Origin of the sequence: Gemmata algarum, from assembly GCF_034097035.1 — a bacterium.
GTDB lineage: Bacteria > Planctomycetota > Planctomycetia > Gemmatales > Gemmataceae > Gemmata > Gemmata algarum.
Genome location: NZ_JAXBLV010000110.1, coordinates 85891 through 101208, shown reverse-complemented (window position 1 = coordinate 101208; position 15318 = coordinate 85891). Strand labels below are relative to the sequence as shown.

Annotated in this window: 13 protein-coding genes; 7 read left to right on the top strand and 6 right to left on the bottom strand. The window is 65.8% G+C overall.

Annotated features, from left to right (window positions below):
* Positions 1-67: 67 nt before the first annotated feature.
* Positions 68-2326 carry a protein kinase domain-containing protein gene (locus tag R5W23_RS09785; protein WP_320686166.1) on the bottom strand — a complete coding sequence of 753 codons (2259 nt, stop codon included), beginning with the start codon at positions 2324-2326 and terminating at the stop codon, positions 68-70.
* 279 nt (positions 2327-2605) lie between these two features.
* Positions 2606-3295 carry a DUF4058 family protein gene (locus R5W23_RS09780; protein WP_320686165.1) on the bottom strand — a complete coding sequence of 230 codons (690 nt, stop codon included), beginning with the start codon at positions 3293-3295 and terminating at the stop codon, positions 2606-2608.
* Positions 3296-3688: 393 nt separating this feature from the next.
* On the opposite strand from R5W23_RS09780, the gene R5W23_RS09775 reads away from it, so the two are divergent.
* On the top strand, positions 3689-4783 hold the full coding sequence (locus R5W23_RS09775; RefSeq protein ID WP_320686164.1) for a leucine-rich repeat domain-containing protein: 1095 nt from the start codon (positions 3689-3691) through the stop codon (positions 4781-4783).
* Between the two features lie 41 nt (positions 4784-4824).
* Here R5W23_RS09775 and cysK read toward each other — a convergent pair whose 3' ends face one another.
* Both cysK and R5W23_RS09765 read right to left on the bottom strand, forming a co-directional pair.
* The gene (cysK, locus tag R5W23_RS09770) at positions 4825-5817 is read right to left on the bottom strand and encodes a cysteine synthase A (RefSeq protein WP_010040788.1); all 993 of its coding nucleotides are present in this window, start codon (positions 5815-5817) and stop codon (positions 4825-4827) included.
* 99 nt (positions 5818-5916) lie between these two features.
* Entirely contained in the window at positions 5917-6486 is a 570-nt protein-coding gene (locus R5W23_RS09765; protein ID WP_320686163.1) for a hypothetical protein, read from the bottom strand.
* Positions 6487-6625: 139 nt separating this feature from the next.
* Here R5W23_RS09765 and R5W23_RS09760 point away from each other — a divergent pair, with 139 nt between their 5' ends.
* The gene (locus R5W23_RS09760; protein WP_320686162.1) at positions 6626-7213 is read left to right on the top strand and encodes a hypothetical protein; all 588 of its coding nucleotides are present in this window, start codon (positions 6626-6628) and stop codon (positions 7211-7213) included.
* A 32-nt stretch (positions 7214-7245) separates the two neighbouring features.
* Here R5W23_RS09760 and R5W23_RS09755 read toward each other — a convergent pair whose 3' ends face one another.
* Both R5W23_RS09755 and R5W23_RS09750 read right to left on the bottom strand, forming a co-directional pair.
* Positions 7246-7860 carry a Uma2 family endonuclease gene (locus R5W23_RS09755; protein WP_320686161.1) on the bottom strand — a complete coding sequence of 205 codons (615 nt, stop codon included), beginning with the start codon at positions 7858-7860 and terminating at the stop codon, positions 7246-7248.
* Positions 7861-7936: 76 nt separating this feature from the next.
* Positions 7937-9358 (bottom strand): DUF1501 domain-containing protein, encoded by a 1422-nt coding sequence (locus R5W23_RS09750; protein WP_320686160.1) that lies wholly within the window; start codon positions 9356-9358, stop codon positions 7937-7939.
* Between the two features lie 339 nt (positions 9359-9697).
* On the opposite strand from R5W23_RS09750, the gene R5W23_RS09745 reads away from it, so the two are divergent.
* The 5 genes from R5W23_RS09745 to R5W23_RS09725 all read left to right on the top strand — a co-directional run bounded on the left by R5W23_RS09745 (position 9698) and on the right by R5W23_RS09725 (position 15213).
* Entirely contained in the window at positions 9698-10525 is an 828-nt protein-coding gene (locus R5W23_RS09745) for a MotA/TolQ/ExbB proton channel family protein (protein WP_320686159.1), read from the top strand.
* An 89-nt stretch (positions 10526-10614) separates the two neighbouring features.
* Positions 10615-11094, top strand: a complete 480-nt coding sequence (locus R5W23_RS09740) for an ExbD/TolR family protein (protein ID WP_261189249.1) — start codon at positions 10615-10617, stop codon at positions 11092-11094.
* Positions 11095-11189: 95 nt separating this feature from the next.
* A complete protein-coding gene (locus tag R5W23_RS09735; RefSeq protein WP_261189250.1) occupies positions 11190-11717 on the top strand; it encodes an ExbD/TolR family protein in 528 nt (175 codons plus the stop codon).
* Positions 11718-11929: 212 nt separating this feature from the next.
* The gene (locus tag R5W23_RS09730) at positions 11930-13477 is read left to right on the top strand and encodes a hypothetical protein (RefSeq protein WP_320686158.1); all 1548 of its coding nucleotides are present in this window, start codon (positions 11930-11932) and stop codon (positions 13475-13477) included.
* A 116-nt stretch (positions 13478-13593) separates the two neighbouring features.
* Positions 13594-15213, top strand: a complete 1620-nt coding sequence (locus R5W23_RS09725) for a prenyltransferase/squalene oxidase repeat-containing protein (protein WP_261189252.1) — start codon at positions 13594-13596, stop codon at positions 15211-15213.
* Positions 15214-15318 lie beyond the last annotated feature (105 nt).

Below are 15318 nucleotides of genomic sequence, written 5' to 3'. Positions count from 1 at the left end.
CCCGCCGGTGATGAAACGGCGGGGCCGGTGTGAAATTCGGATGAGCTTCCGGGGTGGGACCGCGGCCTCAGTCTCCCAGCTCGCGGAAGATGCGATCGAACTGAGGCGCCACCTGAAGAAACACCTCGCGCAACCCGGGGTCGAACTGGCCGGCCGACTGTTCGGTGATGGTGAACACCGCGGTGTGGTGGGACAGCCCGGGCTTGTAGACCCGGCGGCTCCGCAGCGCGTCGTACACGTCCGCGAACGCCACCAGCCGGGCGACCAGCGGGATGCCCTCGCCCGACAGCCGGTCCGGGTACCCTTCGCCGTCCCAGCGCTCGTGGTGCCCCCGCGCGATGTCGATCGCCACGTGCAAGAACCCGGTCGCGAACGGGTGCTGCCGGGCCACCTCGCGGAGCGTGTCCGCCCCGATGGTGGTGTGCGCCTGCATCAGCAGCCGCTCGTCGGAGTCCAGCCGGCCGGGCTTGTTCAAGATGTGGTCCGGCAGCGCGGCCTTGCCGATGTCGTGCAGCGGGGCCGCGTCCTCGAGCACCCGGATGAAGTTCGCGTCGATCTGGGACGCGTACACGGGCACCGCCGCGGCGGCCTCCGCGAGGGCGCGGCAGTACCGCTGGAGCCGCTGCAAGTGCCGGCCGGTTTCCGCGGACCGGTGCTCGACCAGTTTCGCGAGCGCGAGCACCAGCCCGTTGCGGGCGCGGAGCAGCTCGCCGTCGCGGGCCTCGAGGGCCTGTTCCAGTTCGGCGTTGACGGTGAGCAGCTCGCGGTTCAGCACGTCCGCGCGGTCCTGCGCGTCCTTCAGCCGCAGGGCGGCCTTGACCCGTGCGCGGAGCTGCACCACGCTGAACGGCTTGGTGAGGAAGTCGTCGGCGCCGGCCAGCATGATGCGCGACAGCTCGTCGCCGCTGGCGGCCCCGGAGAACATCACCACCTTCAGATGCCGGGTGGGCTGGCGCTGGCGCAACCGGCGCAACACCTCTTCGCCGCTGAACCCGGGCAGGTCCACGTCCAGCAGCACCAAGTCGTAGGCGTTCTGGCACGCCAGCGCGACCGCGTCCGGGCCGTTACCGACCTCCTCGCACTGTAGCCCCTCGGCCCCGAGCGCGACCCGGCAGAGGCGGCGAATGTCCGTCTGATCGTCAACAATGAGGACGCGCCCTGGTGAGGTGTGCGTGGTCGCGCACGGGCCACTATCCGCAGACGCCCGCACCCCGCCGGGCGGTAAAGTGAGCGGCCCCTCCGCACGAGCGGGCAAAGCGACCGCGCTCGCCGGGAGAAATGCGAGCAGCGCCCGCATCGCGGCCTCGGCCGTAGGGTACCGCTGCGCGGGCTCCGCGGCCATCATCCGGCTCATCACCGCGTCGAGCCCGGCGGGAACCTCGGGCCGCAAAGCCCGGGCGCTGGGCGTCGGGCCGAACGCGGCCATCACGCTCGAAAACGGGGGTTGGCTGGTGAGCGCGAAGTAGAGCGTGCAGCCGAGCCCGAAGATGTCGGCCCGGGCGTCCACGTCGTGCGCGTTGCGGGCCTGTTCGGGGGCCATGTACCCGACCGTGCCGAGCTGGGCTCCGGTGCGGGTGATGCGCTCCTCCCCGGGCAGCCGCGCGAGCCCGAAGTCGAGCAGCTTCGCCTGCCCGTCTGGCGTGACCAGCACGTTGGACGGCTTGATGTCGCGGTGGACGAGTTTCAGTCGGTGCGCTTCGATCAGCGCGTCGGCGATCTGGTGCGCGATCTGGCACGCGAACCCGACGGACAGCGGGGCCGCCGCCGCCGCGCGCTCCAGGTCCGCCCCCGCGAGAAACTCCATCACGAAGTACGGCAGCGCCGGAGCGTCCGGGCCGCGGGCCGGCTCCTCCCCGGCGTCGATCGCGGCGACGATGTTGGGGTGCTTGAGCTGCCCAACGGCGCGGGCCTCGAGAAAGAACCGCGCGAGCATCCGCGGGTTCACCTCCGGCGACGGTTGCAGCACCTTCACCGCGACAACCGTGCGCAACTGGCGGTGCTCGGCGCGGTACACCACGCCCATACCGCCGGTGCCGATCCGATCGAGTAACCGGTAGTTGCCGAGGGTGAGGCCGTGGAGCCGGCCGGTGCGCACGCGCGAAACCTGGAACTCGGTGAGCAGGCGGGTGCGAACGAGTTGCGCGAGCAGGGCATCATCGGAGGGCGCCTGATCGACCGCGAACCGATCCGGGGCGTCCAGCGCCTCGTAGCTCTCGTTCGCCATCACCCCGCTGGCGAGCAGTTCGCGCAACAGGGCGGTCGGGTCGGTGTCTCGCATGGGGGGCAACAGCGCGGCAACCGAGCGCGGGAAGACGGAAGTACCCACGGCTAACGACTCCGTGTGAGCCGGTGTGCGATCCGTCGCGCGGAGCAATCGAACCTCGCGCCCGCCGCACCCAAAAACGGGCCGCGCGTCACGAGTTCAGTTATCGCATGATTCTAAGCCGAATTTGCCCTGGCAACAGAGATCTTCGGCGAAAAGCGCATAATCCCCACTTTCAGAGTAAAGGAAATCAATCGCTTCACGCAGAATTCGCGCCTAACCGAAGTGGGTGCTTGCGGCCCGCCGGGAGTTTACTCTCGTGGACTGCTGCTCCGTGTGAAACTACCGCAATTTCAGTTGTTTGAAGAGGTCTTCGGTCCAGGTGCGGTGGGCCGGCGTGAGCGGCACGTCGGGCGGCGGCGGCCCCTTGTAATCGATCTGGGCGGCAAAGCTCCCAAGGTCGTAGGCACGACCGAAAGCGGCCTGCAAGTCGAGCAGCGCGTCGCGGTCGTCGGCCGCGAGCGGGAGCTTGAACTTCGGCAGCTTCTTCTGGAGCGTCGCGGTGTAAATCTCGTACCGGTCCGGGGCGTTCGAGCGCGTCACCGTGACCGCGTAGTCGTACTCGGGCAGGCCGTCGCGCGAGTACGTGAGCAGCGGCTTTCCCTGTAACACGATGTCGATTTCGACGACCCCGGCCCGTTGCGCGAGAGCCTGCTGGCGCGCGTCGAGGTACGCGGCGCGCCCGGCGGGGGTGGTTTTGTTCGCGGGGCACACCACCTCCAGCAGCGTCACCAACCTGCCATCGGAGCGGTTGCGGATCTCAATGAACTCCTCCGTGAACTCCTCGCGAATGATGGAAGTGAACAGCGGCATCTCGGAGGTGTAGGTGCGGGTGCCGACGCGGGCGCGGTAACGGTCCACAAGACCCGGGAGGAGAATTTGGTACAGGCACGCGAGGAGTTGGTGCTGGAACGCGGGCCAGAGTTTCGGCGTTTCGAGGTACGGGTCCATGCCAGGAAACGGACTGGGCATCGGGGTCATCTCCGTGTGGCGCCGGTTCCACTCCCGGGGCGGTTCCGGCCCCGGGCGGCTCGACGGCGCCGAGTGAGTTGTGGCTGGTATGTATTGTAGCGGCCGGGCGGCGGCGGCGCGAAGTGCGGAAGCCCGAACTTACTCTTACCGCCATCTATGTTCCACGTGGAACGCTATCTCATTATTATTAACTTTCCGGCACGAGTGATTTTGACGAATTTGTATCGGGTAGCGGTGGCCGCCGCTTGCTCCGCAGCACACGCGCGTTAGCATCACCGTCTCCGGTCCACTCCGTCACACGTCGAAGGCGCGATCATCATGTTGCGGCTACTGCTGCTCGGGGTGGGGGTGGTCTCGAGTTTGCCGGCCCGCGCGGGCGACGAGACCGCGGCCGTGCAGTTCATCAAGAAGGCCGGCGGAGAGGTCTTCCGGTCGCACGAAGCGGTCACGGGTGTCGATCTGTCGGGCGCAAAGGGGTTCACCGATGCCGCGCTCGCAGAACTCGCGCCGCTGTCTGACTTAACAAGCCTTAATCTCACAAACACCCGCATAACTGATACCGCTCTGAAAGATGTGGCCCGGTTCACAAAGTTGACCCTTCTCAACGTCTCGTACACACAGGTCACGGACGAAGGGTTGAGGGAAATAGCCGGTCTGACGGAGTTGACGGATCTCGTCCTCGATTACACGAAGGTGTCTGGCAGCGGTCTCAAGCACTTGGCGGCCCTGACGAAACTTCGAAGACTCTCGCTCGGCTCCGGAGCCGTAACCGACACCGGCTTGAAAGGGCTGGTGAGCGTGCGAGGTCTGAGACAGCTCGACCTCCGGGAGACCAGCGTCACCGACGCGGGACTGAAAGAAATCGCCCCGCTCTCGGAGCTCAAAATCCTCATGCTGGTAAACGCGCCGGTGACCGGCTCTGGTCTCAAGGACCTCGCGCCCCTGACCAAGTTGCAGCTCTTGTTCCTGAGCGGGACGCGAATCACCGGTGATGGGTTGAGCGAACTGGCCGGTCTCAAGAGCCTCAAGTTACTTGAGCTCGGAGACACGCCGCTCACGGACGCGGGGCTGAAACAGTTGGCCGGGTTCGACACGCTCGGCCATCTCGGCTTATCCAACACCAAGGTCACCGGCGCGGGGCTGAAAGAGCTTACTGCCCTCAAGCAGTTGTCCGGACTCGACCTCGCCTTCACAAAAATCACTGACGCGGATCTGAAAGAAATTGCGGCTCTCACGAACCTCACGGGGCTCACGCTGCGCGACACACCAGTAACGGACGCCGGCGTCCGCAACTTGGCCCCGTTAACCAAACTCCGGAGGCTGAATCTGACGCACACGAAGGTGACGGACGCGTGCGCAAAGACACTCGCCACGTTTAAGCACTTAACCAGCGTTGATTTGCACCAAACCGACGTAACCGAAAAGGGAGGGAAAGAACTCAAAGCAGCGCTGCCGAATTGCCAGTTCATCATCAGCCAGCGGAAGTAGGACCGCGGGGCGGTGGTCTGTGCCCCGCCCCACGGGGCCGGTCAGTCCTGCGGGTACAGCGCGGTGCTGAGGTACCGCTCGCCGAGGTCCGGCAGCACCACCACAATCACCTTCCCGGCGTTCTCGGGGCGGTGGGCGATTTTGACCGCCGCGTGGGCCGCCGCGCCGCACGAGATGCCGCACAGCATCCCTTCTTCCTTCGCCAGCCGGCGCCCCATCTCAAAGGCTTCGTCGTCCGTCACCTGAACGACCTCATCAATGATCGCGGTGTTCAGCACATCCGGCACGAACCCGGCGCCGATGCCCTGGATCTTGTGCGGCCCCAGCGGCTTCACCTGGTCCTTCGGCACCCCTTGAACGATGTGCTGGGTCAGCACCGGGCTCTGCGTCGGCTCCACGGCGATGCACTTCACCGACGGCTTGCGCGACTTCAGCACCTCGCCGCACCCGGTGATCGTCCCGCCGGTACCGACGCCCGACACCAAAATGTCGATCGTTCCGCCGGTCGCGCGCCAGATCTCCTCGGCCGTGGTGCGGCGGTGGACATCGGGGTTGGCCGGGTTCTTGAACTGCTGCGGGATGAACGCCTTCGGCTCCCCACCCGCTTCCTGGAACATTTCCATCGCCTTCGACACGGCGCCTTTCATGCCCAACTCGCGCGGGGTCAGCACCAGCGTGGCGCCGAGCGCCTTCAAGAGGCGCTGGCGCTCCAGCGACATGCTTTCGGGCATCGCGACCGCGAGTTTGTAGCCCCGCGCAGCGCACGTAAACGCGAGACCGATACCGGTGTTACCGCTCGTCGGCTCGACGATGAGCGTGTTTGGTCCGATCTTGCCGGCCTTCTCCGCGGCGTCGATCATCGCCACCCCGATGCGGTCCTTCACCGACCACAGCGGGTTGAAGTTCTCCAGTTTGCCGATCACCGTGGCCTTCGCGTCACCCACTACCTTCCGAAGGCGGATGCACGGAGTGTTCCCGAACGTCTGCGTGATGTCGTCGTAAACGTGACCGCGAAAGGTGGTATCGGTGGCCATTGAAGGTTCCCCCGCACGAAGAGTCAGAATGCTGAGTCAGGTTCTATTGTATCGGGAAGTGCAAGCACGCGGGTGGAGTCGAACAAGGGAACTCCGCAATCAGCCCACCAGCCGAAGCAGCGCGGCGGGGTAGCGGTCAAGTAGCGCCGCGTAGTCCGGAATTGCACGCAACGCGCGCACGAGCGATTGCCGCTCATCCAGATCGAAGCGACAGTCCACACAGACGGGAAGCGGCAAGGTAAAGGCAACGTCTTGGCCGATCTGCTTCGGCCCTTCCACTTCGGTCTGTTTCATCATGCGGTTAGCAGCGATCAACCCGGGTAACCCACCGATCAGAGCTCCGAGCAAACAACCTGCTGCCGCCTGCTCCCGCGGCGTACCCGACGCCGTCGTCATGCGCCCGCGCTCGCACTCGACCGCGACATGAACCACGTCACCAGTTTCCCGGAAGCACACCGAGCACTCTCGGGTGCCCGGTAGCAACCCTTTCAACAGCAGCGCTTCAACGCGCACCGCCGCAGACAAAACAGCTTCCCCGGCGGCCAACCGGAGTTGATGCAACGGCGGCACTTCGATCGCGCGCCCACACACGCACAGTAACGAAGCTCCAGCGTTCGCGGCGCTGGCCTCGCGCGTCTGGCCACACGCGCACCGCACTTCGTAACTCATGTGCTCACCGGTATCGAGTCAGCGTGGCGCAGAGAATCGTAGTAAAGGCCAACGTCGCGATGCGCCCAGCACCGTCCAATCGAAAAGCGAACCGAAATAGCGATGTCGCGCAGCTCCCCAACGGGGAATTGTTCGCCCCTTGAACTTGCTGTACCGTATCGGAACCGCCGACACCACCAACACGCCCGAGAACGAGCCGATGAGCGCGCCCGAGTACGTTCGCGTCCCGTGTTCCGAGTGCCACGCTAACGTCAAGGTTGAAACGGCCGACCTCGGCGAGTGGGTCACTTGTCCGAAGTGCGATCAGGACTTTGTGGCGAAAGACCCGAACGCACCGAAACCGAAGCCGAAGGCGCGCCCGGTTGCGCGAAGCGACGACGACGACCGCCCGCGCCGTGGCAAAGGTAGTGGCCCGGCGAACGACTTCAGCTTCGACCGCGCGGCGGGCGAAGAGGACGACGAGTACGACCGCCCGCGCCGCCGCGGACCGCGCCCGGGAACGTGCCCGAATTGCGGGAACCGCCGATCCGCAAAGGTGTCGTTCACGTGGTGGGGCGGGCTCATCGGGCCAGCGATCTTCGGATTGGTTTCCTGCACCCGGTGCCGCACGCAGTACATGAAGAGCAGCGGCCAAAAGCTCGGGGTGCTTCAGATCGGCTTGTACTCTCTGGTCGTCTGTGTGATCGGCGTGATCGTATTCTTTGCCCTTCAGTTCGCAGCGCGGTAACCGGCACACGGGCGGAATGCGGTGCGTGACAATCACGGCAGCAAATCGGCGACGAGAATCGAAGTGACCGTCGTGCCGTCGAGAACGAGCGGAACCGCGTCGCCGGGCGCGTAGCTTTGCACAGAAGCGTAAGCCGGAGCGGCGCCCGGGCCGGACGGTTGCGTGTGGACCTCGACCCGGCGGTCTTCAAGATTGATGATCCAGTAGCAAGCGACATTCGCCCGGGCGTTGATGCGGGCCTTGTCGCGCTGGTCGCGGAGCAGCGAAATATTCGCGACCTCAATGACGAGCGCGGTGTCGGCCGTGGTCGGGTGCCGCGTCGTGTAGTCAGCCGGGTCTTCGCGCACGACTGCGAAATCCGGTTCCGGGCGACTATCAGAAAGTGCCAGCATGCCTTGTTCGCGAATGTCCCACCCTGTCGAAAATGCACGCGAGAGTCGCTTACGAATACGGAGCGCCGTGCCGTCGTGTGCAGGGTTTTTGGGCACCTTGAGCACCACGTAGTTTTCAAGCAACTCGACAGCGTCGTCTGGCGTAAAAATGCCCGCCCCAACCATGCGGTCGTACCGCTCGGTCGAGAACTTCGCGATCGACGCCTCGTTCAGGAACGTCGGCGTACAAGGCGCGGCAGTCAGTACAGCGGACATGTAAGTCCTCCCTCCTTGGGCGTTCCCGATTTATACCGCGAAGCAGCGCCGCCCCTCCAGCCGGGTTGACGCGCCGTTACGCCACGGGCATCGGGTCGGCGTGGTAGAGGTGGTGCGGGCGGTTCTCTGCGTCGTGCCACGCCGCCGTCTTCGGCAACCCCAGTGCGCTGTAAATGGTCGCCGCGAAGTTTTCCGGCGTCTGCGGATCGGTCGCCGGGAAGCCGCCGTTCTTGTCCGACGAGCCCACCACGCGCCCGCCGCTCACCCCGCCGCCGGCGAGCAGAACCGACTGCACCGCGCCCCAGTGGTCGCGACCCGGCCCCTTGTAGTGTTGCGTCAAGGTGCTGATGCGCGGGGTGCGCCCGAACTCGCCCGCCACCACGACCAGCGTCGAACCGAGCAACCCGCGCTGATCGAGGTCGGCAATCAGCGCGGACAGCGACCGGTCCGTCGGCGGGAGCAGTTTGTCTTTCAGGTGCGGAAACGCGTTCCCGTGCGTGTCCCAGCTCTCGTTGTTGCCCAGGTTCACCTGAACGAGGTTCACCCCGGCTTCGACGAGGCGGGCGGCCATCAGCAACGACCAGCCGAACGCGTTGTTGCCGTACCGCTCCACGTCCCGCGGGTCCGCCCGCTTCAGATCAAACGCCGCCCGCACCCGGGCGTCGGTGAGCAGGCTCACGGCGTCGGCGCGCGAGCGGTCGAACGCGCCCGTGCTGGCGGCTTCGGCCAGCGTCTTGCGCTGCTTGTCGAGGTGGGCCAGCACATCGAGCCGGTCCGCGAACCGTTCAGTTCCGATCCCCTGCGGAAGGCTCAAGTCGGGCAGAGTAAACCCCTTACGCACAGGCTGAAACGGCCGCTGCTGGTGGTCGAACTCGTACTCGGGGTACGCGCCGTAAGCCTTCGGCTCGAACGCGCTGGCTTCGAGGAACCACGGATCGCGGGCGCGCCCCATGACGCCCGCGAACTGCCCCGGGATCACACGACCGGTGTTGTGGACGATCCGGTCCGGCAGCACGAGGGCGGGCGGCAGGTTGTTTCGCGCCCGCGTGACCGCGCCCGCGATCGCGGCGAGACTCGGATGGTCGGTCGGCTGCGGCTTGCTCGGGTTGAACCCGACCGGCGCGTCCGAGCGGCCGGTGAGCATGATGTGGTGCCCCAGCGAGTGGTCGTTCGACTTGTGCGTCAGCGAGCGCACGACGCACCACTTGTCCGAGCACGCGGCGAGCTTCGGCAGGTGTTCGGTGACGCGCAGACCGGGGGTCTTTGTCGCGGTGGTGCCGAACTCGCCGCGGATCGAGTCCGGGGCGTTCGGCTTCGGGTCGAAGCTCTCGTGCTGCGCGAGCCCGCCGGAAAGGAACACGTAAATGACCGCTCGCGCCCGCGGATTCGGTTCCGCGCGGAGCGAACGGAGCGGTGCTATTCCGAGGCCGAGCAGGCCGACGGCGCCGGCCTGGATCGCATCGCGGCGCGTCAGGTGAGGGTGGGTGAACGGGGACATGGCAGCGCTCTGGCGGGTGGGATCGTTCGACTATCCCGCAACCGCACGGCCGTGTCCAGAGGGTAGCGTGGGCCGAACAGCACTTTCAGCGCCGGGCCGGCACCTGTGCTGGTCAGAGTGTGACCGCGCGGGGGCAAATTTTGTTTGATCTCGCTTGACGAATGTCGTTTTCTACCGTCCTATTAATTCACGGCCGCGGCGCCGCAACACGTGCTCGCCCCTGGGCTCCGATCCGGCGCGGATTAACGACGGAACTTTTCACCGCGATTCGCGTCCAACGGAGACACGTCGGTTCGGACCGGCTCCGTCAGCGAACACCCGACTCCAGGATTCGCAGCAATGGTACTCATCTCTCCCCGGTTACGGTCCGCCGGCCGGTTCCTGTGTGCGGCGGCGCTGGCCCTGGTCGTCGTTGCGACGTGCGCGCAACTGGCCCAGGCCCAAGACGCCCCGACACCCGCGAGCGGCAAAGAGCAGACCGGCAGCGGCCTCATCGTGTTCATGCTCGAGTCCCTGGGCATCGTGTTCGGCCTGCCGCTGCTGCTCATCTCCCTCGCCATGCTCGCGCTGGTGGTGCTCCTGTTTCTCGACCTCCGCATGAGTTCCGCCATCCCGCCCGGGTTCGTCGACGAGTTCACCGACATCGTGAACAAGCGCAAATTCAAGGAAGCATTCGATATGGCGCGGAACGACCCGTCGTTCCTCGGCCAGGTGCTGACCGCCGGCATGAGCCGCCTCCAGTACGGGCTCGAGGACGCCCGCGAGGCCGCGATGAACACGCTGGAAAGCATCAAGAGCGATAAGGAGATGAAGAACAACTACAACTCGGTGATCGCGACCGTCGGCCCGATGCTCGGGCTGGTGGGCACGGTGTGGGGGATGATCCGGTCGTTCTCCGTGCTCGCGACCGCGACCCAGGTGAACCCCTCGGAGTTGGCCAAGGGGATCTCGCACGCCCTCGTGGTGACGCTGTTCGGGGTCGCCATCTCGGTGCCCGCAATCTTCTTCAACGCGTTCTACCGGAACCGCATCACTCGCGTAACGATGGACGTGGGCCACATCGCCGACGACCTGCTCACGCAGATGTACCACAACTCCAAGAAGGCCGCGGCCGCACCGCCCACGACCCCCGCGCCCGCCAACGGCGCGCCCCCGACGGCGCGCTAGGACGCCCGGGCTAGAAGTTAAGGCACGGGCCGCCGCCGGCCCGTAACTCCGGCCCCACGCTCCCCCTTCACCCTCACTGGTCGCCGACCATGAGCCACGGCAGCAGCGACAAGTGCGAACCGAACTTCACCCCGCTGCTCGACCTCGTGTTGCAGCTCGTGATGTTCTTCATGCTGTGCGCCAACTTCGTCATGGACCAGACGAACGTGGACATCAAGCTCCCGCTGGCAACCACCGCCAAGGCGATCGAAGCGACCGAGCCCTACGTGCTCTACCTGAACGTGAACGAAAAGGGGCAGGTGATCTACCCGCCGGGCGCGCTGGGCAAGGACGGCGAGTCGTCCGACAACCCGGTCCAGCTCGCGATCTGGCTGAAGCGCCGGGCCGACGAGGACCGGCTCATCGCCGGCCCCGGTAACGAGGACAAGCCGCTCCGCACGCTCATCGTGCTGCGGGTTCATAAAGCGTGCCCGTTCGAGAAGACGTACCCGGTCATGAAGGCGTGCCGCTCCGCGGGGTACCAGCGGGTTCAGTTGCGCGCCATCCTCGCCGGCAGCGGGCCGGGCTGACGCGACACCAACACACGGTCGCCCGCGAACTGCCGGCACGTGCGGCGCGCCCCCAGCGAACCAACGCGGGTGCGAAACGAGAAACGAGTTGGCCCATGTTGAGGCACACACGCAAGCGCACCGGCACCGACTTCGTCGAGCCGGAGCTGCCGATCACGCCCATGCTGGACATGTCGTTCCAGTTGCTCGCGTTCTTCATCCTGACGTTCAAGCCGGCCCCGACCGAGGGCCAGATCATGCTCTCGCTGCCGAAGGAAGACGGCGGCGGGCAAGGCATCCCGAGCCCCGCCGTGGCCGACGCCCCGGTCCACTACATTGTTCGCGTGCTCGCCACCGACGACGGCGACATCGGACAAATGACGCTCAGCCAGGAAGGGAGCGCCGCGGAGCCCAAAGAGCTGAAATCCGGGCTCCACAAGCGCCCGGACGGGTCGGACATGTCTATGATCGAGGTGTACCAGAAGGAGCTCAGCGACCGGGAGCCGCAGAAGCAGCCCGCGAAACTGACGCTCGAACTCGCGCCGCGGCTGTCACAGGACAATGTCGTCCGCCTCGTGGACACCGGAACCAGCGCCGGGTTCACCGACATCTCGCCCGTGCCCATCGACAAAAAGAGCCGGTAGAACTCGGGGTGAAATGCAAGAGCGAGCGGAGGTACACGTTAGCTCCGCAGCATTTCATCCCGTCGGCCTTGGACGGCGTCCAAGAGCCGTGCTGAACCATTGCGCCCGTCTGGTTTCCAGTTCCGCAGCAACGGCTGAGGGCGTGGGAACCGGATCGGAACTTGGAACTTCTGCCGGTATTCGTCGTCAAATGAGGTGTTGGAGGGGCACGCATGTCCGTCGGGACCGTGGGAACCGTACCGCTGAAACTCAAGGCCGCCGCACTCTTCGCGCTCGCGGTGCTGTCCGGCTTCGCGCACGGTCCGTTCTCGACGGTCGGCACCGCAAGCGCCCAGCCCACCAACAGCTCAAACGCGAGTGGTCAGACCAAGGGGAACGGCGAAAAAGAAAAGCCCAGTGAGGCGGACCTCAACCCGCTCGACCGACGAGACCCGGTGCCGGCCGACTCGCCCCGCCGCAAGGGGTACGATCAGCTCCGCATCCCGGACACCGACCGCACAATCTTTGCCGAAATTGCGGACTTCAAACCGGTCGCGGCCCAGGACAAGAACCCGCGCGAGTACGACGCCTGGATCGAGTACGTCCTGCACGCGCGAAAGCAGAACACCCACGACCTCAACGAACACGGCATCCGCGACCTCGTCCCGCTCGAGTTCGCCAAGTTCCCTCGCGCGTACCGAACCGAGCTGGTCCGGTTCGACGGCAAGCTGAGCTGCGTCCGGCGACTGGTGCCGCCGCCCCAGTTGCGCAGTTCCGGCGTGAGCGCGCTGTACGAGGCCCGCCTCGTGCCGCTCGACGAATCGCCCGCCACGCCAGTATCGTTCGTGTTCACCGATCTGCCAGAATCACTCGCCGCGGTGAGCGGAAAAGCGCCCGAGGAGTGGCTCGACGCCGACGGGTGGGTCACCGCGACCGGGTACTTCTTCAAGACCATGAGCGTCGCGGGCGAGCAGGGCAGCGCGGTTGTGAACCTGCCGCTTCTCATCGGAAAGGGGCTGACCCCACTTCCCGGGCCGCCTCCAGGGAGCCCGACGCCGACCGCGCTCGACAAGAGCCTGCGGCTCTACAAGTTCATTCAGGACGACGTGAAGATGACCCGCGCCCGGCCGACCGCGGCCACGTGGGCCGAGGTCGCGGCGTACAACCGGGTCGTGCTGCACGCCGCACGGTTCTCCGCGGAGGAACTGGAGCGCGACGCCGTTACCGACGTGCGGTTCGCGGACCTGTTCGAGGAGCCGCGGATCGGCCACCGGCTGTCGCTCGTCAAGTTCGAGGGCCGGCTGATTTCGCTGCGGCGCATGGACTCGAACGACTGGCTCGGCGCCGCCGGCGTGACCCAGCTTTTCGAGGGCTGGCTGATCCCCGACCACGAGCAGCGCGGGAACCCGGTGTGTGTCGTGTTCAGCGAGCCACTCGACGGCGTTGACCCGGCCCGGCGCGTCAACAAATGGGTGACGTTCGCGGGCTACTCCTTCAAACGCATGCGGTACGAATCCGCCGAGGAGGACGCCAAGAACCCGTCGAAGCACATCGACAAACTCGCCCCGCTGCTGATCGGGAAGAAGCCGATCGGGCGCCAAGACCCCGAGCAAGCGACACCCGTAACGTGGAACGCGTTCGGCGAGGGGACGATCATCGGCGCGGCGCTCTTAATCTTGTGCGCGGGGGTGTTTGCGCTCTGGTACCGCCACGGCGACCGACAGGCCCGGGCGGAAATGGACGCGGTGCGGGGCCGGAATCCGTTCGATCCGCCCGCGTAAGGACCGAAACACGATCTATTGGTTGAGTGTCACGAACCGCATATCAGCCCACTTGCAGCTTGCCCTGGTGATTCGGCTGCCGCTCCCCGCCCGGCGCAGCCCCGAGGAGAACGACCGTGAGCGAGAAAGCAGTCAAAGAGCCGAAGGAGGCGGTGATCCGTCGGGTGGAGTTTGCTGCGGAGACCGCTCAGGACCGATTCCTGATGAAGTACGTCCCGGCGTGCCTCATGAGTGGCGCGATCCACGTCGGCATTCTGGTGCTGGCGATCGTGTTCTTCGGCTTCCGAACCGCCGAAACCAAGCAACCGGACAAGCCGCTCACCACCACCGCCGAAAAGTCGGACGAACCCGAGCAGCCGAACCTTACCACCGACGACCTCGGTGTGGACTCCAAAATCGAATCGGCCCTGCCCGAGATCGATCGGCTCGACACGAAGACGGTGGACGAAAAAGTCACGATGGACAACATCGGCCAGCCGACCGTGCAGGACAACGACCTCCAGGGTGCAACTCTCCCGGGCATCTCGGACACCCGCGAGTTCACCACCCCGGGCGTCGCCGGTGACACCGGCTCGTTCATGACGGGCGGCGGCGGCAACGCCGGGATCGGCAACGCGATGGTCCAGGGCCGGTCGGGAGCGACCAAATCGCGCCTGTTGCGCGAGGGCGGCGGCAACGCGGAGAGCGAGCGCGCCGTGGGGTTGGGGCTGGCGTGGCTGGCCAAGCAACAAAAGGCGGATGGCGGGTGGACCTACGACCAGGGCCGCAAGGAGGAGCGCGCCGCCGCCACCGGGATGGCGCTGCTGCCGTTCCTCGCGGCCGGCGTGACCCACAAGAAGAGCAAGGAGTTCGAGCAGAAGAACTACGACCAAGTGGTTCACAAAGGGCTCGGGTTCCTGATGAAGCTGTGCTCCCCGAGCGGGGCGAGCGCCGGGCGCATGAGCAACGACGTGTACGCCCAGGGCATCGCCACCATCGCCCTGTGTGAGGCGTACGGCATGACCAAAGACCCGACCCTCAGACCATACGCACAGGCGTCCATCAACTTCATCCAGCGCACCCAGGGGCCGAACGGGAGCTGGGGGTACAACAACGCCGGCAACGGGGACACCTCGATCGTCGGCTGGCAGATCCAGGCGCTCAAGGCCGCGAAGCTGAGCAAAGAGCTCGTGGTCGACGACCGGGTGATACAGAAGGCCGAAAAGTTCCTCGATCTGGCCGCGGCCGGCTCGCGGAAATCGATGTACGGGTACACCGACAACTCCGACGCCAAACCGGGCACCGCGCGGACCGCGGTCGGGTTGCTGTGCCGCTATTACATCTCGGGGTGGGGGCCGAACAAAGACGGCATGATCGACGGCGTCAGCGGGCTGATGAAAGTGGGTCCCCTCTCATCGGCCACCGGAAAACCGCCCGCCGTCAAAGAAATGTACTACTACTATTACGCGACCCAGGTCGTTCACTTCTGTGAGGGTGACGACTGGAAAACGTGGAACGAAGGACCGAGACAGGCCGACGGCACCCGCAAAGGCGGGATGCGCGACTGGCTGGTTCAAACGCAGCTCCGAGCCGACACGAACGCCGGGAGCTGGGACATCGAAGACGGCTGGATCGGGCGCGGGTGCGGGCGGCTCGGCACGACCTGCATGTGCCTCCTGACGCTGGAAGTTTACTACCGCCATCTGCCGCTGTATAAGCGCGGCGCCGATGGTAAGGCGGTCCAAATCATCGAATGACAGCCTCGTTTCCGCCCGTCGATGCGTGGTCCCCGTTTGTGCGCAAACGGGGACCACGCATCGCTCCCTTTTGACCCAATCAGCAACTTCTGCCCGCGACCATCA